This is a genomic window from Kitasatospora sp. NPDC032121 (genome assembly GCF_055580145.1).
In genome coordinates this window covers 25,487-44,529 of sequence record NZ_JBVILX010000010.1, presented here as the reverse complement: position 1 = coordinate 44,529, position 19,043 = coordinate 25,487, and the positions used below count along the sequence as shown (strand labels likewise).

The window sequence follows — 19,043 nt, the reverse complement described above, 5'->3', positions numbered from 1 at the left end:
GCCGTGAAGACGCTGACCGACAACTGGTCGACCTACTGGGAGGGCTTCCTCGGCACGCTCTCGCTGTTCGTGGTGAGCGCCGTGCTGGCGCTGGTGCTAGGCGTGCTGGTCGCGGGCTTCCGGGTCTCACCGGTCAAGCCGCTGCGGGTGTTCGGGACGCTGTGGGTGACGGTGCTGCGCAACACGCCGCTGACGCTGCTGTTCTTCATCGTGGTGCTGGGGCTGCCCCGGTTCAACATCACCCTGCCCTTCTACACCTTCGCGGTGCTGGCGCTGGGCTGCTACACCTCGGCCTTCGTCTGCGAGTCGATGCGCTCGGGCATCAACACGGTGCCGGCCGGGCAGGGCGAGGCGGCCCGCAGTCTCGGCATGAGCTTCGGGCAGACGATGGGCCAGGTGGTGCTGCCGCAGGCGTACCGCTCGGTGGTGGCACCACTCGGCAGTGTGATGATCGCACTGGCGAAGAACACGGCGATCGCCGGTTCGTTCAGCGTCACCGAACTGCTGGGCACCTACCGGACCATCAACGAGCTGGGCTACAGCATCGTCTGGACCTTCGTCTGGATCGCCGTCGGTTACCTGATCATCACCCTGGCCATCAGCGCCGTCTTCAACCTGCTGGAACGACGAGTGGCGGTGTCCCGATGACCGTTGAATCCTCGGCGCTGTACGACATCCCCGGTCCGAAGGCGCTCGCCCGGCACCGGCTGTACGGCGGGATCGCGCTGCTGCTGATCGCGGCGCTGATCGGCTGGGTCGTCTACATGATGTTCCACACACAGCAGTTCACGTACGAGAAGTGGATGGCCTTCGAGTACCGGGGCGTGCAGGAACTGCTGCTGCGCGGGCTCGGCAACACCCTCAAGGCCTTCGGCTGGACGGTGCTGTTCGCGCTGCCCTTCGGCGCGCTGTTCGCGGCCGGGCGGCTCTCCGACCACCGGGTGGTGCGCTGGTTCGCCACCCTGGTGGTGGAGTTCTTCCGGGCCATGCCGGTGCTGGTGATGATCTTCTTCATCTTCGTCGCGCTCAAGGTGCAGCCGCTCTGGGCGCTGGTGGCCGGCCTGGTGCTCTACAACGGCTCCGTGCTGGCCGAGGTGTTCCGGGCCGGTGTGCTCGCCGTGCCCAAGGGGCAGCGGGAGGCGGCGTACGCGCTCGGCATGCGCAAGACCCAGGTGATGTCCTACGTCCTGGTGCCGCAGGCCAACCGGGCGATGCTGCCGGCCATCATCAGCCAGCTGGTGGTCGCGCTCAAGGACACCTCGCTGGGGTTCCTGATCACCTACGAGGAGTTCCTGCACGCGGGCAAGCTGATCGCCACCAACCTGGACTACGACCTGCCGTTCATCCCGGTGGTCATGGTGATCGCGCCGATCTACATCGGCATGTGTCTGCTGCTCTCCTGGCTCGCCCGCTTCGTGGAGCGGCGCAGCCGGCGCAGCCCGAGCGTGCGCGGCGGGGCGCCGGTGGTCGAGGCCGGGGTGGCGATGGGGCTGCCGCCCTCGGTGCAGCAGTGACGGTGCGGTACGAGACGGTGCGGCACTGAGAACGGTGCGGTATCGGGGCGGTGCGGCACTGAGAACGGTGCGGTACCGGGGTGGTGCGGTACCGAGAAAGAGCGGTCCTGAGCAGGCCGGTTCGAGGCTGAACCATAGGTGCGGGTGGGGTCGGGGCCGATACCTCCAAATTCCTCTTATGATTCTCGGGCGCCCGGACGCGGCCGAAGCACGGCTGCGGCACAGCCGGGGCACGGCCGAAGTGCGGTATCGGCACGGCCGGAATGTGGTCGACGCGTGGCCGGAGCGGGCTGCCGAAGGTGACGAGCGGGTGGGAGGGATCATGGAGCCGGTGTTCGATTCGCGGCACATCAGGACGTTCCACGAGGTCGTCCGGGCCGGCTCCTACTCGGCCGCCGCCCGCGAACTCGGCTACACCCAGCCCGCCGTCACCCAGCAGATGAAGGCGCTCGAACGCACCGTCGGCGTTCCGCTCTTCACCCGGGCGGGGCGCGGACTGCGGCTCACCGAGGCCGGCGAGGCGCTCTCCCGGCACGCCGAGCTGATCCTCGGCAGCATGTCGGCCGCCCAACAGCAGCTCGCCGCGCTCGCCCGGCTGCGCGCCGGGCGGGTGCGGGTCTGCGCCTTCCCCAGCGCCAACGCCACCCTGATACCCCAGGCGATGGCCCGGCTGCTGGCCGAGCACCCCGGCGTGCGGGTGGAACTGCTGGAGGCCGAGCCGCCGGACTCCGTCCAGCGACTGCTGCGCGGGGAGTGCGACATCGCGCTGGCCTTCCGCTACCCGGGCGGGGCCACCGAGGTGCCGGAGGGCCTGGACGAGATCCCGCTGATGGAGGACCTGCTCACGGTGCTGCTGCCGGTCGGGCACCCGCTCGGCCGCCGGCACGCCGTACGGCTGGCCGACCTCGGCGGCGAACGCTGGATCGCCGGCTGCCCGCGCTGCCGGGCCAACCTGCTGCACGTCTGCGCGGAGGAGGGTTTCGCGCCGGACATCGTGTTCTCCACCGACGACAACCTCGCGGTGCAGTCGCTCGTCGCCGCCGGGGTCGGGATCGCGCTGATGCCGGCGCTGGTGCTCTCCTTCATGTGCCACCGCAAGGTCACCGGACGGGCCGCCGAACCGCACCTGCGGCGGCAGGTGAGCGCGTACGTGCTGCGCGAGCACCGCCGGATCCCGGCCACCGGACTGGTGCTGGACCACCTGCGGCAGGCGGCGGCGAGCCGGGTCGGGTGCTGAGCAGCCCGACCGACATATAAGCGTTGATGGGGAGGTTGCTTACAAACCCTCCTTGGACGTGATAGGTCGATCCGTTCGAACCTGTGGGGATGACACCCTCAGCCACGGTCGGCAGCGGCCGACTCACCGAGCGGATGACCGCGCTGATCAGTGAGATCCGCGCCGTCGTGGACCGCGGGCTCCCGCCGGAGCTCACCGCCTACCTGGTCGGCGAACGCCTCGCCCCGCACCTGCACGCCGACCCGGACGGGCCGGACGCGCTGCTCACCGCCGCCCAGCGCGAGGGCGACCCGCAGCGCTACCGCCAGCACGTCCTGCACGCCGAGGAGGACGGCAGCTTCTCCGTCGTCGCCCTGGTCTGGCTGCCCGGACAGCAGACCCCGATCCACGACCACGTCTCCTGGTGCGTGGCCGGCGTCCACCAGGGACAGGAGAGCGAGACCCGCTACCGGCTGGTCTCCGAGGGCCCCACCGCCCGACTGGTCGAGACCGAGCACGTGGCCGGCCCGGCCGGCACCGTGGCCGCCTTCGCCCCGCCCGGCGACATCCACCTGGTGCGCAACTCCTGTAGCAGCACGGCGATCTCCATCCACGTCTACGGCGCGGACGTCTCACGGCTCGGCACCAGCATCCGGCGGGTCTACCGGCTGCCCGCCGACCGGCAGCAGTGAGCGCGGCGTGGCACTGACTCTTCGGCAGACGCTCCGGCATCGCGCCGCCCGTACCCGTTCGCTGCCCCCGATGCGCGGGGACGCCCCCGGGCTGCTGCTCGCGGCGCTCGGAGTGGCCGCCGCTCTGGGCGTCCACGCGCTGGTACCGGCCGTGCCCGAGCTCACCGCCGCCGTCGTGCTCGGCATGGTGGCGGCGCACCTGCCGGGATTGCGCCCGGTGGTCCGCGGGATCGCCCGGCCCGGGCTGTCCATGGCCGGGAAGCGGCTGATGCGGCTCGGGATCGTCCTGCTCGGGCTCAAGCTCAGCCTGGACGACGTGCTCGGCCTCGGCTGGGCCACCGTCGCCATGGTGCTCGCCGTCGTCGCGGCCACCTTCGCGGGGACGCTCTGGCTGGGCCGGCGGCTCGGCCTGCCGGGGGACCAGCCGCTGCTGGTCGCCACCGGCTACTCGATCTGCGGGGCCTCGGCGATCGGCGCGGTCAGCCAGGCGGCGGGCAGCGAGGAGGAGGACGTCGCGGCCTCGGTGGCGCTGGTCACCCTGTGCGGGACGCTGGCGATCGCCGTGCTGCCACTGCTCCAGCATCCGCTCGGGCTCGGCGAGTTGGAGTTCGGGCGCTGGGTCGGGGCGAGCGTGCACGACGTCGGGCAGGTTGTCGCCACCGCGCAGACCGGCGGGCCGGGGGCGCTGCGGGAGGCGGTGCTGGTCAAGCTGATGCGTGTGGTGCTGCTGGCGCCGCTGGTCGCGGGGGTCGCCGTGGTGGTGCGGCGGAACCTGCGGGCGGCGCGGGTGGCGGCTTCGGTTTCGGCTTCGGCGGAGGTTCCGGTGGGGGCCTCGGTGGGGGCCCCGGCGGGGGCTTCCGCGGTCGGCGGGGCGGGCGACGGTGTGGGCGACGGCGCGGGCGGGAAGTCGGGTGAGAAGCCGGGTGGGAAGTCGGTGAAGGCCGGCAGCCGTCCGCCGATCGTGCCGCTGTTCGTGGCGGGGTTCCTCGCGATGATCGTCCTGCGGACCACCGGAGTACTGCCCGAGCGGGCGCTCGGCCTGGCCGCGGACGCCCAGGAACTGCTGCTGGCCGCCGCGCTGTTCGGTCTCGGCAGCGCGGTCCACCTGCCGACCATGGCCCGCACCGGCGGGCGGATCGCCCTGCTCGGGCTCGGATCCTGGGTGGTCGTCGCGGGCGTCTCGTACGCGGGGGTGCTGGTCACGAACTGACGGGCCCGGATGCGGACTCGGCTATTGTCGGGCGGGTGACCGCCCCGCCCCGTAACGGGGCGGCCCCGCAGCCGAGTTCACCCGAGTCCGCCAAGGAGGACGGATGACCACCGCACTGCCCGAACGCGACGGCCACGAGGCCGTTGTCACGCTCGACCGACGGGAGGGCCCGTACGGCGAGGTGGTGCTCCGGCAACGCGGTCGGGACTTCGAGATCATCGCCAACGGCTGCTTCCTGATGGACACCGCCGATGGGCGCTCGGAGCGGCTGCTCATCCAGGCGGCGCTGGACGAGCTGGACCGTACGGGCCGCGCGGCCGAGCGTCCGTCGGTGCTGATCGGGGGCCTCGGGGTCGGCTTCTCGCTGGCATACGCGGCGGCCGAGCCGCGCTGGGGGCGGATCGCCGTCGTCGAGCGGGAGACCGCGATCATCGACTGGCACCGGACCGGCCCGCTCGGCGCCTTCTCGGACGGTGCCCTGGACGACGAGCGGGTCGAGGTGCTCCACACCGACCTGCTGGAGTACCTCGCGGCGGCGGACGGCGAGCGCTACGACGCGCTGTGCCTGGACATCGACAACGGACCGGACTGGACCGTCACCGAATCCAACGACGGGCTGTACGGCGCGGACGGACTCGCGGTGCTGTGGCACCGCCTGCGGTCGGGCGGGGTGCTGGCCGTGTGGAGCGCACAGCCCTCGCCGGCCTTCGAGGATGCGCTGCGGGCGGTGGGGTTCACGGATGTGGTGACGCATGAGATTCCGGTGGCCCGGGGGGTGCCGGACGTGGTGCACCTGGCCCGGCGGGCGGCTTGAGGGTGGAGGACCACTGGTAGGTAACGGGTGACAGCTGACAGCTGACAGGTAACAGATTTCAGATTTCGTTCGCTGAAATCTGAAATCTGAACCTTGTCAGCTGTCGCCTGTCACGTGTCACCTGTCACCCGTTCGTCGCGGCGGCGCGCAGCGGCTCCCCCGCACCAGCAGCTCCCGTACCCTCCGGCTCAGCCGAACGGGCGGTTCTCCGGTGCGGCGTTGGTTTCGTCCGTCTCGTCCGCCGGCTCCGGTTCGGCCGCCGACGCGTCCGCGAAGCCGTCCATGGCGAAGGGGTTGAAGTCCGGCGGTGGGACCATCACCGGGGTGCCCTTGCGCGGGGTCGGTTCCTGGGTGTCCGCGGGCTGCCCCGAACCCTGGTCCGTCGTTTCCGCTGCGACGGGCGGGGCCTGGGCCGGGATGACGGGCGGGGTCGAGGGCGGTGGCGGGACGGCCGGGCCCTGGGCGGGCAGGGTGGTGCCGAACGGATCGGCCTTCTGCTCGGCCGCGACCGTGGTGCCGAACGGGTCGGCGATCGGAGCGGCAGCGGAGGGCTGGGTGGCGGGCGGGTCGCTCGCCACGTCCAGGCTGCCGTCCATGGCGAAGGGGTTGAAGTCCGGTGGTGGGACCATCACCGGGGTGCCCTTCGGCCTGTCCGCGGCATCCTGCGCCGTCTCGTCCCCACCGGCGGCGGGGGCCTCCGCCACCGGCGCGAAGGGGTTGAAGTCCGCGGGAGGCACCCGTACCGGCGTGCCGCGCAGGTGCACGGGCTTCTCCGCCGACTCCTCCTCGACGGCGGCGGGCTCAGGAACGGGCGCAGGAACAGGCGCGGGCTCAGGCTCGGGAAGGGGAGCCGGAGCAGGCGCCTGGGTCGGCACGGTGCCCACCGCGGTCGGCACGCCGTCCCAGCCGAACTGGATACTCTTCAGCAGCTCCGCGAACGCCTCCGTGTACAGCTCCCAGTCCTCCGGCCGCGCCGTGGACAGCTGGGCGCACAGCACCGTCCCACCGTCCGGCAGCGGGACGAAGGCCTGGACGGCCGAGGTGACCACCCAGCGACGCTGCCCGTCGGCGGCCAGCGGGCCTGGCACCGGGACGGTCCGGCCCTCGACCAGGACGGCGGCCGGCCCGGCCGGCAGCAGGACGGTCCACACCTCGGCGTGCCGCCGGACGGTGGCCAGCTCGGTGGCGAGCGCGGTGATCGGCAGCGGGTGCCGGGCGAGCGAGACGACGAGGGTGGCGTCCGAGTTGCGGCCGTCCAGCTCCAGGGCGCAGACGCCGGCGTAGACGACGCCCGCGTCGCGGATCAGGTCGGCCAGGGTGGCGGAGATCACCGCGAAGTCGCGCCGGGGCTCCGGGCCGGTGGCGCTGAACAGTTCCTCGGCGACCTCGGCCAGGTGCCGGGCCAGTTCGTCGGCGGCCGCCACGGTGGCCGGGGCGGCGCCGGTCCGGTCCGTGCCGTCGGGCAGCGGGGGCACCGCCCGGGCGGAGACGCCGGGCGGACCGTCCGGGGAGGTCAGCGAGTGGAAGCCGGGTGGCACGACCAGCCGGACCTCGGCGCCCGCGCCGGTGGGCAGTTCGACCGGCTGACGGGTCTGCTGCCCGGCCGCCAGCGCGGCCAGCGCGGGGGCGAACGGCGGACGCAGCTTGGCGTCGGCGAACTCGCCGGTGACCGGCAGCTGGAACAGCGCGGCCGAGGTGGTGCCCCGGTCGGCGATGGCGCCGCGCACCGCGCCGCCGCCGTAGCGGGTCTGGAGCGCGGCGACCACCCGGTCGGTGAGCCGTGCGCCGGTGCCGGGACGGGCGGTGCCCGCGGTGGTCACCGTGCCGAGCCGGTCGACGGCGGTGTGCACCGGGCCGTTGGGGGCGAGCGGCAGGCCGAACAGCGCCTCGCCGGCCGGGTGTTCGCCCGTCCGCAGGGCGCTCAGTGAGGCCGCCGGGTGGCGCGAGGTGTGCTCGTCGAAGAGGGCGTCGGTGAGGGTGCCGAGGGTCGCGCAGACCTGCTCCGCTGCCGCGAAGGGGTTGGCCTCCACACTGAACTGGACGTCCTGGGTCAACTGGTGAGCCCCCCGCTCTGCTCCGTCTGCTGTCGGTGGTTCGAGTGGGACCGGGCGCGCCGCGGCGGCGTGCCGTCAGATCCCTGCTCATTCCTATCAGAGCCCACCGTCAGGACCGAACCGCAGGATGACCCGATGATCACGCGGACGGCCGTCGCGGAGACGACCTCGGCCTCTCCCCGGTAACCGACCCCGCGACTGACCCGGCGACCGACCGGCGACTGCTCCGGTCACTCCGCGGCGGCTCCGGCGGCCTGCGCGGACCCGTCGTCGGGGGTGCCGGCGGCGAGCGCGGTGACCGCCTCGACGATCCCGGGCACGGCGAACAGTCCCGCGAGGTCCCGCACCAGGCGCCCGGTCGGGCCGTCCGGGCGCTCGTCGGCGAAGAAGGAGGCCAGTTCGGCGGCGAGAGCCGGCTCGCGGGCGGCGGTGAGGGTGAGCGCCGCGACGAACTCCTGCACCAGGTGCAGTTGGAGCTCCTCCAGCGGCACCGAGCGTTCGGCCAGCCACTCCAGCGACGTGATCTCGGCGTTGGCGATCCAGGCCCGGACGGTCAGCCGCAGCCCGACACTCGGCGCGGGGATCGCCAGGTGGGCCAGGATCTGCTCCTGCGCGGCCCGGCGCACCTCGTCGATCACCGCCGAGGTGCCCGCGCTGGCCGCCACCGAGCCGCCGCGCAGCAGCGCGGCGAAGCCCGGCCCGTGGCTCTGCACGAAGTCCAGGTAGCGGCCCATCACCCGGTGCAGCCGCTCCGACAACGGCCCTTCCATCGGCTCCTCGAACCGGGCCGACAGCTCCTTCCCGGCCCGCCGCAGCGACTCCTCGTACAGTGCCTGCTTGCCGGGGAAGTAGTGGTACACCAGCGGCCGGGAGGCGCCCGCGGCGGCGGCGATGTCGTCGATCGACACCTCCTCCGGCGGCCGCCGGGCGAACAGTTCCAGCGCCACGGCGATCAGTTGCTCCCGCCGCTCGTCCACGCTCAGCCGCCGGCGCGGCCGCTCGCCCGCCGGCCGGGCGGAGCCGCCGGCGCCGGCGGCTGCGGAGGTCCGTGCTGCGTGGTCGGCCGTCGGCGACGGCGTACGGGAGGCCATGAGCGCCACCCTAGTTCGTCGAGGGCCGTCCGGTGGAGCCAGGGGCCCGGCGCGACCGGCCCGGGCACGGCTCCCGGGTCCCGCGGTCGCCGGGATCAGGCGGAGCGGAGGCCCAGATAGCGGCGGTAGGCCTCGACGCCGTCGGGGACGAACGGGTCACGGGTGAGGCGGTCGGCGAGTTCGGCGGGGGTGAGCCAGGCGTGCCAGGCGACCTCGGACTCCTGGGGGGAGACCGGGCCGTCCCACTCGGCCTCGTACATGTCGCACCACCAGGAGAGCCGGTCCTGGTCGAACCCGTCCTGCTCGAACCGGTCCTGCTCGAAGAGGAACTTGAACAGCGGGCGCGGGGCGATGCCGTGGACGCCGAGCTCCTCCTCGGCCTCCCGGACGGCGGCCTCGGCGTAGGTCTCGCCGGAGCCGACCACGCCGCCGACGAACATGTCGTACGCGCCGGGGGCGAACAGCTTGGTGTCGGTGCGGCGGTGGACGAAGATCCGTCCGGCCGGGTCACGGACCAGGATGAAGACGCAGCGGTGGGTGAGCCCGCGCCGGTACACCTCGCCGCGCGCGGCGGTCCCGATCACGCGGTCGTGCTCGTCGACGACGTCCAGCAGTTCCTCGGCAGGGTTGGTCATGGGGGACAGGTTAGGGTTTCCGGGCTCGGTTCGAACGAGTTCGGTCGAATACGGTCGAATGACATCGAGAACGAGCGTGAGTGGCACGGGAAACAACGGAACTGGTCGAGGGCGGCGCGCGGTGGTGGAGATCTGGGGCGAGACGGCCGAGGGGTTCGAGCCCGTACGGGCGGCCTTCGCCCGCAACTTCGCCGACTACGGCGAGCTCGGCGCGGCCTTCGCGCTGTACGTGCGCGGCCGCAAGGTGGTCGACCTGTGGGGCGGCGACGCCCGGCCCGAGGTCGGCGGCCGTCCGGCGCCCGCGGTGCCGTGGACGGCGGACACCGCACAGGTGCTGCGCTCGGTCACCAAGGGCCTGACCGCCACCACCGCGCTGCTGCTGGCCGAGCGCGGCCTGCTCGACCTGGACGCCCCGGTCGCCTCGTACTGGCCGGAGTTCGCGGCGGCCGGCAAGGGCCGGGTACCGGTGAGCTGGCTGCTCTCGCACCAGGCCGGAGTGCCCGCGCTGGACGTGCCGCTGCGGCTGGAGGACGTGCTCACCTGGGAGCGCGCGGCCGCCGCCGTCGCCGCGCAGGCGCCCGCCTGGGAGCCCGGCACCGCGCACGGCTACCACCCGTACACCTTCGGCTGGCTGGTCGGCGAGGTGGTGCGCCGGGTGAGCGGCCGGACGATAGGCCGGTACTTCGCCGAGGAGGTCGCCCGGCCGCTGGGGCTGGACATGTGGATCGGGCTGCCGGCCGGCGCCGCGCCCAGGGTCGGCAAGCTGGTCGACCTGCCGGCCCCGGAGGCGGCCAGGACCGGTCCGAGCGGGCTGCGGCTGCGGCCCAAGCAGTCCGTCCGGGACGCCTACCAGGACCCGGCCTCGCTGACCGCCCGCTCCTTCGCCTCGGTGCTCCCCGGCGTGAACCTCAACGACCCGGCGGTGCAGGCCGCCGAGATCCCCGGCGCCGGCGGCATCGGCACGGCCCGGTCGCTGGCCCGGTTCTACGCGGCGCTGATCGGTGCGGCCGACCGCCCGGACGGCTCCGGCGCGCTGCTGCCGCCGCTGCTCGGCCCCGGGGTGCTGGCGCGCGCGGTCGGCCCGGCGGTGAGCGGTCCGGACCGGGTGCTGATCGTCAACTCCACCTTCGGCATGGGCTTCTGGCGGCACGGCCCGACCGCGCCGATGGCCTCCCCGGCGAGCTTCGGCCACCCGGGCCGGGGCGGGTCGCTCGGCTTCGCCGACCCCGACCTGGGGCTGGGCTTCGGCTACGTCACCAACGGCATGCAGCCGGGTGTCACCGGGGACGTCCGCTCGCGGAACCTGATCCGCGCGGTGCGGGGGTGCCTGGGGCTGGACCGGTAGGGCGCGTCGGACGGTCGGCGTCGCGCGCCCGGCGTCGCGCGCCCGGCGTCGGGCGCCCCGCGGGAACCGTCGGGCGCGCCTGGGGCTCAGGCCTGGCCGGTCTCGAAGCGGCTGACCTTCCCGCCGTCCACGGTGAAGCGCCAGGCGGTGCGCATCTCGCCCCAGGTGTCGTTGGTGAAGTTGGCGACCAGCGCGCGGCCGCCGTCGGACTCGGTCTGGACGTCCATCCGACCGTGGGTGGTGAAGATCTCGCGGTCGATCCAGTCCGCCAGGTTCCGGTCGGAGCCGTCGTCGGACATGGTCGCGTCCTCGGCGAGCAGCCCGACGAAGGCCTCGCGGTCGCCCGCGTTGATCGCGGTGACGGCGGCGCGGACGACGGGGTCGCTGAGCTTGGCGGTGGCGATGGTCACGGGGACTCCCGGGAGGGTGAGGGGTTGGGGGGAGTCCTGTCTACGGCGTTCGCGCGGGCTGTCCGGGCATGTCGGCGGCGCGTCGGTGAATCGGCCGCGTTCCTGTGCTTTGATCCCCTGAACAGGCGATCCGCCCCGGAGCCCGCCACGGGGAGTGGCGAGGGAGCGGGAGGCTCCGGTGGGCCTCCCGCTCCGCTTTCCCGCCTGAGCGGTCCTCCCCGGTGCGCTGTTCCTCCCGGGTCCGCTGTTCCTCCCGGGCGTACGGGCCTGAGCGTTGTCGTACGAGCCTTCCGGGGTGTCCGGGCCCCGGCCTAGAAGAAGCCGACCGCGTCGGGGGAGTAGCTGACCAGCAGGTTCTTGGTCTGCTGGTAGTGCTCCAGGAGCGCCTTGTGGTTCTCCCGCCCGATGCCCGAGTTCTTGTAGCCGCCGAAGGCCGCGTGGGCCGGGTAGGCGTGGTAGCAGTTCGTCCAGACCCGGCCCGCCTGGATGGCGCGCCCGGCCCGGTGGGCGGTGTTGAGGCTGCGGGTCCAGACGCCCGCGCCGAGCCCGTACTGGGTGTCGTTGGCGAGCGCGACGGCGTGGTCGAAGCCGTCGAAGCGGGTGACCGAGACGACCGGCCCGAAGATCTCCTCCTGGAAGACCCGCATCGAGTTGTCGCCCTCGAAGACCGTCGGCGTCACGTAGTAGCCGCCGGCCAGCGCGCCGCCGAGGTCGGCCCGCTCGCCGCCCACCAGGACCTTGGCGCCCTCGTCCCGGCCGATCTCGAAGTAGGAGAGGATCTTCTTCAGCTGCTCGACGCTGGCCTGGGCGCCGACCTGGGTCTCGGTGTCCAGCGGGTTGCCCTGGCGCATCGCGCGCACCCGCGCCAGTCCGTCGCCGAGCAGCCGCTCGTAGACCGGGGACTCGATCAGCGCGCGGCTGGGGCAGGTGCAGACCTCGCCCTGGTTGAGGGCGAACATCGCGAAGCCCTCGACGGCCTTGTCGTAGAAGGCGTCGTCGGCGGCGGCGACGTCCGAGAAGAACACGTTGGGGCTCTTGCCGCCGAGCTCCAGCGTGACCGGGATCAGATTGTCGGCCGCGGAGCGGGCGATCAGCCGGCCGGTGGTGGTCTCGCCGGTGAAGGAGATCTTGCGGACCCGGGTGCTGGCGGACAGCGGGGCGCCGGCCTCCTCGCCGAAGCCGGTGACGATGTTGACCACGCCGGGCGGCAGCAGGTCGGCGGTCAGCTCGGCGAGCAGCAGCACCGAGGCCGGAGTCTGCTCGGCGGGCTTGAGGACGACCGTGTTGCCGGCCGCGAGCGCCGGGGCGAGCTTCCAGATCGCCATCAGGATCGGGAAGTTCCACGGGATGATCTGGCCGACCACGCCCAGCGGCTCGTGGAAGTGGTACGCCACGGTGTCCTCGTCCAGCTGGGAGAGGCTGCCCTCCTGGGCGCGCAGCGCACCGGCGAAGTAGCGCAGGTGGTCGACGGCGAGCGGGAGGTCGGCGGCCAGCGTCTCGCGCACCGGCTTGCCGTTCTCCCAGCTCTCCGCGACGGCGAGCTGCTCCAGGTTCGCCTCCATCCGGTCGGCGATCCGCAGCAGGACCTGCGCGCGCTCGGCGGCCGGGGTGCGGCCCCAGGAGGGGGCGGCGGCGTGGGCCGCGTCCAGGGCGGCCTCGATGTCCTCGGCGGTGCCGCGGGCGACCTCGGTGAACACCTCGCCGGTGACCGGGGTCGGGTTGTCGAAGTACTCGCCGCGCAGCGGGGGCGTCCATCCGCCGCCGATCCAGTGCTCGTACCGGGACCGGTAGGCGACGATGCTGCCGGGGGTGCCGGGGGGTTGGTAGACCGTCATGCTGGGTGTCTCCTCGCTGCGTCGGGCACCGCCCGGTGCGGCTCGGGCCACGGGCGGTGCGCCGGGCCGCCCGGCAGGGGCGGTCCGGCGGAGGGTGCGGACACGCAATGGGACCGGCGCTCCGTCGGGGGCGCCCGTCGCGGAGCACGATAGCCGCCGGGCGCCCGGCACGGCTACGGTCCGTGCGCCGGGCGGGTACGGAGGGTGCGCCTTCCGGTCGCTCTCGGAGGTGCGCGGGCGGGAGGGGCCGGAACGGGATCACCGGGGATGCCCGGGGAGGGATCACTGCGGCTGCCCGGGGACGGATCACCGCCGCTGCCCGGGGAGGGATCACTGCGGCCGTCCCGGAACGGATCACTGCGGGGGCGCGTGTCCCGGTCGCGCCCCCGCATGCGCTGTCGCGCGCCGCCGCGTGAAGGCGGGGCCGCCCCCGTGGCGTACCGCCGCACGCCGCCGTGCGTCGGGGGGACCACCCCCGTGGCGTGCCGCCGCACGCCTCCGCGTGGCCGGGGCGGCACCCTCGGGGCGCGCCACCGCACGCCCGTCGGACGGCTCCGGGCGCGTGCCGGTCAGACCGCCTGGTACCGGCCGGTGCGGGCCTCCCAGCTGAGGTAGCCGGCCAGCCAGGTGAGCAGCCCGTCCGCGTATCGTTGGGCGATCGCCCCTTCGATCCGGGAGAGGCCCAACTCGCGGTGCACGTCCGGCAGTCTGTCGCGCAGCTCGGCGCAGCGGTCGACCATCAGCTGGGCCTCGGCGATGACCACGGCGCAGGCCTCCTCGGCCGAGCAGCGCCGCTCCCGCTGGACGATCATGACCAGGTTGTTCACGTCCCCGCGCGGCGCCTCCAGCGGGTAGGAGCGCACGTCGTTGCTGAGTGACGGTATGTCGGCCGCCAGTTGGCGGATTTGACGCAGCACCGGGTGGTGCAGGACGGCGGCCGGGACCTCGAACTGGCCCAGGCGCTCGACCATGTCGAAGATGGTCTCCATGGCCGCGGTGCCCCGTCGGAGCTCCAGGTAGCCGTCGCGGTCCGGTGGCCGGGTGGAGATCCGGCCGGCCGCCTCGGCCGGGTGACTGGCCAGGTAGTACTCCCAGTTGTAGGCGGCGCGGGCCTGCCAGCGGGCCGGCATGCCCTGCACGCTGCGGTTCCACAGGTCGGCGAAGGCGGTCTCGACCGGGGACCCCTGGTCGGGGCGGGCGCCGTGCAGGACGGCGATCAGCCGCTCGCAGATCGGGGCCACCTCGGCGGGGCGGCGGCCGAGCGGGCCGTCGAACTGGTCGTCGAAGAGGAAGTAGAAACCCATCAGGTCGGCGGCCAGGGCGAGTTCGTCCGGACCGGCGTCCGGGTAGCCGAGCGCGGCGAGGTCCACCACCTCCCAGTGCGCGTAGCCGGGGTGGTCGACGTCGGGCAGCAGCGGATGGCGGATCAGCCAGTCCCGGTGCAGTTCGGTGGCGCGCTGGCCGTGCGGACTGCGGCGGTGCGGGAACGGAATCTGAAGTGAAGTGTCGTCAGACATCGGACTCCCGGTGCAGCGGAGGGTGGGGGCGCTTCTTATTCGAGCACTGTCGGTGTGGGGAGTTGACGCGGAGGGGCGCGAGTGCTGGGGGCGGATTTCGCAAGATCATCTGCGCCTCGAAGGCCGTAGGGTATCTGATGCAATGATCGGACGTTAGGGATATAGGGCGATTGCCCTCGACGGTACGCCCGAACCCCCACCGTCCGCCCCAGCCTGCACGAATGCCCCACGGGAAGGTCCGTGCGGCGCTAACCTCGGCTCCACGCAGTGATGGAGCTGTGACGCGAGCGGGCGAGGCGGAGGCGCGAGGGTGACCGAGCAGGAGAACGCAATTGGGGCGGGTGCTGGTTCCGCCCCCGACGGCGACGTCACCGCGCCCCGGGTCCGGCTGCGAGACCGCGACGCCGAACTGCGCTCGGTGGAGGCCGCCGTCGACCGGCTCTGCCGCGGCTTCGCCGCCGGCGGCACCGAGATCGGTGACCTGCTCACCTTCTCCGGCCGCCCCGGCATCGGCAAGACCAGTCTGCTGCACGAGGTCCGGCGGCTCGCCAAGGTCCGCGACGGCGCCACCGTGCTGTTCGCCCGAGGCGGCGAACGGCAGTTCAAGGAGCCGTACCACGTGCTGCGCCAGCTGCTCCAGCCCGTGCTCACCGACCTGAAGCCCGACGTGTTCAGCCAGGTCATGGGCACCTGGGAGGAGGTCGTCGGGCCGGCCATGGGTCTGAAGCAGCCCAAGGTCGGCGCCCGCCGCCTCGACCCGCAGGGCGTGCGCGACGGCCTCGACTACGTCATCACCCAGCTCGCGCCGCGCCGCGCCCCGATGGTGATGATCGTCGACGACCTGCACTGGGCGGACGGGGAGTCACTCTCCTGGCTGACCAAGTTCGCCATCCGATCGAGTGAACTTCCCGTCCTGCTCGTCTTCGCCTTCCGGGAGGACGAGAACGACTGGCCCGCCGAGACCCAGGACTTCCGCCGGGACGTCCTCGCGCTCAAGGGCCGCAAGCACGAACTCAACCGGCTCTCCCTCAACTCCGTCACCGACATGATCCGCGCCGAGCTCGGCGACAAGGCCGAGGACGCCTTCTGCTACGAGTTCTGGAACGTCGTCAACGGCAACCCGTTCGAGGCCAACACCCTGCTCGACCAGGTCCGCGAGCAGGAGCTCGAACCCGTCGAGGAGAACTCCCGGCAGCTGCGCGAACTCGCCGTCGACGCCGCCGGGATGACCCTCAAGAGCTGGCTGGACCGGCTCGGCGCCAGCACCCTGCGCTTCGCCTGGGCCTGCGCGATGCTGGGCACCGACATCCGGGTCGACCTCGCCACCCGGATCTCCACCCTGAGCACCGAGGGCGCCCGCGAGGCCATCAAGCAACTGCGCAAGCAGCGCGTGCTGACCCAGACCCCCAACGGGAACCTGGAGTTCGTCCACCCGCTGATCGCCAGCTCCATCTACAACACCATGCCGGACGCCACCCGCCTCGGGATGCACGGCATCGCCGCCGCCGAGATCGAGAACGCCGGACTCGGCCTGCTCGCCGCCTCCCGCCACCTGGTCGAGACCCACTCCGGCGAGGGCGACGACCGGATCGTCAAGAAGCTCCGCCGCGCCGCCGTCGAACACCAGCTGATCGGCGCCCCCGAGGCCGCCCAGCGCTGTCTGCACCGCGCGCTCAACGAGCCGCCCGCCGACGAGATCAAGGCCGAGGTGCTGTACGAACTCGGCTGCTCCGCACTGCTCACCGACCCCGTCGCCACCGTGAACCAGCTCAAGCTGGCCCTCGACCCCGACGAGGTGCCGCTGCGCCCCGCACTGCGCGTGGACGCCACCTTCCGGCTCTCCGAGGTGCTCGCCCACGCCGGTGAGCTGGGCCAGGCCGCCGTGGTCTGCCAGGACGAGGCCGAGCGCACCGCCGACCCGGCCGCGCGCCAGCGGCTCCAGGCCGCCTCGTTCATGTGGCACGCCTTCCGCAAGTCCGAGGAGGACGGCCCCGGCCGCTCCGCCCGGCTCGGCGAGATGTGCCGCAACCTGGGCGGCCGGGAGGCGGCCGACCGGGCCGTGCTCGCCATGCGCGCCTGGGACCTCACCCTGCGCGGCGCCCCCTCCGCCGAGGCGCTCGCGCTCGCCGACGAGGTCCTCGACGTCGGCCGACTCCCCAAGGGCCTCGGCTGGACCGACACCACCTGGGGCTTCGAACTGCCCTCGATGCTCGGCCTGACGTACATCTACAACGACCGCATCGCCCAGGCCGAGAGGCTGGCCGCGGACGCCATCATCCAGTTCGAGATCGCCGGTTGGAGCGGTGCCCACCGGGGCTTCGCCTACTTCCTGATGGGCCTGGCCCGGTTCCGCCGCGGCCTGCTCGCCGAGGCCGAGGACTTCCTGCGCCGGGCGTACCGCATCTCCGAGCGGATCGGGGAGAAGCTTCCGCTGGCCTGGGACGCGATCGGTGTGCTGGTCGACACCCTGATCGCCCGCGGCCGGGTCGACGAGGCCTGGAACCTGGCCAACGAGTTCGGCTTCCACCCGCCGTACCACTCGACGGCCATGGTGCTGCCGGACGCCGCCTCGCTGTACGGCAAGCTGCTGGTCGCCAAGGACAAGTACGCGGGCGCGGCCGCCGCGCTCACCGAGGCCGGCGCCCAACTGGAGGTCCGCGGCTGGCGCAACACCGTCTGGGCGCCCTGGGCCGGCCACCTCGCCATCGCGATCGCGCGCGACGAGCCCGAGCGGGCCCGCGAGTACGCCCAACAGGCGGTCATGGACGCCCGCGCCTTCGGCACCGCCTCGGCGATCGGCAGCGCGCTGCGCCTGCAGGCCAGGATCGAGGACGGCCAGGCGGCGGTCGAGCTGCTGGAGGACGCCGTGACGTACCTCGGGCAGTCCCCGGCCGGCTACGAGCACGCCGTCGCGCTGGTCGACCTCGGCGCCGCGCTGCGCCGGGTCGGACGGTTGGACGACGCCCAGGAGTACCTGTACCAGGGCATCGAACTGGCCCAGCACTGCTCCGCGGAGGGGCTGGTCGACCGGGCCCGGCGGGAGCTGGCCAACTACGGCCTGCGGCCCAACCGGCTGGGGCTGCGCGACTTCCGGGAGACCATCGACACGCTCAGCAGCGCGGAGTGGGAGGTCGCCAAGCGGGCCGTGCAGGGCGTGCCGCCGCAGCGGATCGCCGACGAGCTCGGGGTGCCGATCGGCCTGGTCAACCGTCGGCTGGCGGCGGTCTACCGCAAGGCGGGCAGCGGGCCGGACGGGCTGGCCTCGGCGCTCGGGCTGCCGCAGCAGCAGCGGGACGCGGGCTGGTTGGAGGACCTGGACGACTAGGAGCGGGTGGCGCGTGGCGGTCGGTGGCGGGCGAGGTCTCGAGCGGCGGGGTCTCGGGCGGCGGTGCCTGACGGGTCGTAGCCGGTGCCTGACGGGTGCCCAGGGGCCCAAGTGGTGGACGGTGGCGCGCGCGGCGGCGCGTGGGCGCGCGGAAGCGCCTGCGCCGCGCCCGCCGTCGCTAGGCTGACCGAGACGGGGCTGCCGCGGTGCCCCCTCGACGGACCCGGAACCGGGCGGCCGCGGTGCGACCGGGCCGCCAGTGAGGAGCAGGCCAATGGCGAGCGAGGCCACCAGCGTGCGGCAGGAACCCCTGGAGCCCTCGGGCGCCGGCGCCGCGATCGGGCGCTGGACGCTCACGGCCGGCCCGTACGAGGCGAGCGTGCTCACCCTCGGCGCGACGCTGCACACCCTGAGCGCGCCGGACCGTGCCGGCCGCTCCGCCCAACTACTGCTGTCCACCGACCGGTTGGCCGAGATCCTCGGCCCGGCCCGGCACTACGGCACGGTGGTGGGCCGGTACGCCAACCGGATCGACCGCTCGTCGGTCACCATCGACGGCGAGGAGCACCAGCTCGCCGGGACCGGTGGCGGCATGACCATCCACGGCGGTCCGGACGGCTTCGCGCACCGGATGTGGGAGGCCGAGCAGGTCGAGGGCGGGGTGCGGCTGGCACTTCACAGCCCGGACGGGGACCAGGGCTTCCCGGGGGCGATGGACGTCACCGTCACGTACACCCTGGCCGCCTCCGGTGAGCTGGTGATCGCCTACCGCGCCGTCACCGGCAAGCCGACCGTCGTCAACCTGACCAACCACGCGTACTTCAACCTCTCGGGTGAAGGCAGCGGCGACGTCCTCGGCCACCTGCTCACCCTGGACGCCGACGCCTACACCCCGGCCGACGAGCGGCAGATCCCGTACGGCAGGACCGAGCCGGTGGCCGGCACGCCGTTCGACTTCACGCTGGCCACGCCGGTCGGCAAGTCGGTGCACGACGAGCACCCCCAGCTGACCGGGCCGGGGGGCTACGACCACAACTGGGTGTTGCGCGCCCGGCCGGCGGACGGCAGCCCGGCGCGGGCGGCGCGACTGGAGGACCCGGTCAGCGGCCGCACCCTGGAGGTGCTGACCACCGAGCCGGGCATCCAGGTCTACACGGCGAACAAGTTCCAGGGCACGGTCACCGGCGCGAGGGGCGTCCCGTACGGGCCGTTCGCCGGGATCGCGCTGGAGACCCAGCACTTCCCGGACTCCCCGCACCACCCGGCGTTCCCCAGTACGGAGCTGCGGCCGGGGGAGGAGTTCCGTTCGACGACCGTGCTCCGGCTGGGGACCGACCGGTAGGGGCCGATCGGTGGGGGCGGACCGGGTGGGGGCCGATCGGTGG

General features: G+C 73.3%; 15 protein-coding genes. 9 read left to right on the top strand and 6 right to left on the bottom strand.

The genetic code is table 11. The features are described 5' to 3' along the window. Positions 1 to 3: 3 nt before the first annotated feature. The 6 genes from ACZ5OX_RS23905 to ACZ5OX_RS23880 all read left to right on the top strand — a co-directional run bounded on the left by ACZ5OX_RS23905 (position 4) and on the right by ACZ5OX_RS23880 (position 5,446). Positions 4 to 648, top strand: a complete 645-nt coding sequence (locus tag ACZ5OX_RS23905; RefSeq protein ID WP_465632787.1) for an amino acid ABC transporter permease — start codon at positions 4 to 6, stop codon at positions 646 to 648. Beyond that, positions 645 to 1,514 carry an amino acid ABC transporter permease gene (locus ACZ5OX_RS23900; RefSeq protein WP_465632785.1) on the top strand — a complete coding sequence of 290 codons (870 nt, stop codon included), beginning with the start codon at positions 645 to 647 and terminating at the stop codon, positions 1,512 to 1,514. The genes ACZ5OX_RS23905 and ACZ5OX_RS23900 overlap by 4 nt, the downstream gene beginning before the upstream one ends. A gap of 331 nt (positions 1,515 to 1,845) precedes the next feature. After that, positions 1,846 to 2,751, top strand: a complete 906-nt coding sequence (locus ACZ5OX_RS23895) for a LysR family transcriptional regulator (RefSeq protein WP_449788878.1) — start codon at positions 1,846 to 1,848, stop codon at positions 2,749 to 2,751. Positions 2,752 to 2,840: 89 nt separating this feature from the next. Then, a complete protein-coding gene (locus ACZ5OX_RS23890) occupies positions 2,841 to 3,422 on the top strand; it encodes a cysteine dioxygenase family protein (RefSeq protein WP_392875662.1) in 582 nt (193 codons plus the stop codon). 70 nt (positions 3,423 to 3,492) lie between these two features. Beyond that, entirely contained in the window at positions 3,493 to 4,632 is a 1,140-nt protein-coding gene (locus ACZ5OX_RS23885) for a YeiH family protein (protein ID WP_465633117.1), read from the top strand. A gap of 103 nt (positions 4,633 to 4,735) precedes the next feature. Next, positions 4,736 to 5,446, top strand: coding sequence for a spermidine synthase family protein (locus ACZ5OX_RS23880; RefSeq protein WP_465632783.1), 711 nt, complete (start codon positions 4,736 to 4,738; stop codon positions 5,444 to 5,446). A gap of 188 nt (positions 5,447 to 5,634) precedes the next feature. Here ACZ5OX_RS23880 and ACZ5OX_RS23875 read toward each other — a convergent pair whose 3' ends face one another. From ACZ5OX_RS23875 to ACZ5OX_RS23865, 3 genes are all read right to left on the bottom strand, one after another. Further along, positions 5,635 to 7,500 (bottom strand): hypothetical protein, encoded by a 1,866-nt coding sequence (locus ACZ5OX_RS23875; protein ID WP_465632781.1) that lies wholly within the window; start codon positions 7,498 to 7,500, stop codon positions 5,635 to 5,637. A gap of 230 nt (positions 7,501 to 7,730) precedes the next feature. Then, a complete protein-coding gene (locus tag ACZ5OX_RS23870; RefSeq protein WP_465632779.1) occupies positions 7,731 to 8,591 on the bottom strand; it encodes a TetR/AcrR family transcriptional regulator in 861 nt (286 codons plus the stop codon). A gap of 95 nt (positions 8,592 to 8,686) precedes the next feature. Continuing rightward, positions 8,687 to 9,226, bottom strand: coding sequence for an NUDIX hydrolase (locus ACZ5OX_RS23865; RefSeq protein WP_449788730.1), 540 nt, complete (start codon positions 9,224 to 9,226; stop codon positions 8,687 to 8,689). A gap of 121 nt (positions 9,227 to 9,347) precedes the next feature. On the opposite strand from ACZ5OX_RS23865, the gene ACZ5OX_RS23860 reads away from it, so the two are divergent. Then, on the top strand, positions 9,348 to 10,571 hold the full coding sequence (locus tag ACZ5OX_RS23860; protein ID WP_465632776.1) for a serine hydrolase: 1,224 nt from the start codon (positions 9,348 to 9,350) through the stop codon (positions 10,569 to 10,571). Between the two features lie 86 nt (positions 10,572 to 10,657). Here ACZ5OX_RS23860 and ACZ5OX_RS23855 read toward each other — a convergent pair whose 3' ends face one another. The 3 genes from ACZ5OX_RS23855 to ACZ5OX_RS23845 all read right to left on the bottom strand — a co-directional run bounded on the left by ACZ5OX_RS23855 (position 10,658) and on the right by ACZ5OX_RS23845 (position 14,333). Beyond that, a complete protein-coding gene (locus ACZ5OX_RS23855) occupies positions 10,658 to 10,981 on the bottom strand; it encodes a nuclear transport factor 2-like protein (RefSeq protein ID WP_449808413.1) in 324 nt (107 codons plus the stop codon). Positions 10,982 to 11,292: 311 nt separating this feature from the next. After that, a complete protein-coding gene (exaC, locus tag ACZ5OX_RS23850) occupies positions 11,293 to 12,816 on the bottom strand; it encodes an acetaldehyde dehydrogenase ExaC (RefSeq protein ID WP_392875681.1) in 1,524 nt (507 codons plus the stop codon). Between the two features lie 569 nt (positions 12,817 to 13,385). Continuing rightward, a complete protein-coding gene (locus tag ACZ5OX_RS23845; protein WP_465632774.1) occupies positions 13,386 to 14,333 on the bottom strand; it encodes a terpene synthase family protein in 948 nt (315 codons plus the stop codon). Between the two features lie 310 nt (positions 14,334 to 14,643). Between ACZ5OX_RS23845 and ACZ5OX_RS23840 the strand changes: the two genes are divergently transcribed. Further along, on the top strand, positions 14,644 to 17,658 hold the full coding sequence (locus ACZ5OX_RS23840; RefSeq protein ID WP_465632772.1) for an ATP-binding protein: 3,015 nt from the start codon (positions 14,644 to 14,646) through the stop codon (positions 17,656 to 17,658). Between the two features lie 274 nt (positions 17,659 to 17,932). Beyond that, positions 17,933 to 19,000 carry an aldose epimerase family protein gene (locus ACZ5OX_RS23835; RefSeq protein WP_449788726.1) on the top strand — a complete coding sequence of 356 codons (1,068 nt, stop codon included), beginning with the start codon at positions 17,933 to 17,935 and terminating at the stop codon, positions 18,998 to 19,000. Positions 19,001 to 19,043: the final 43 nt, after the last annotated feature.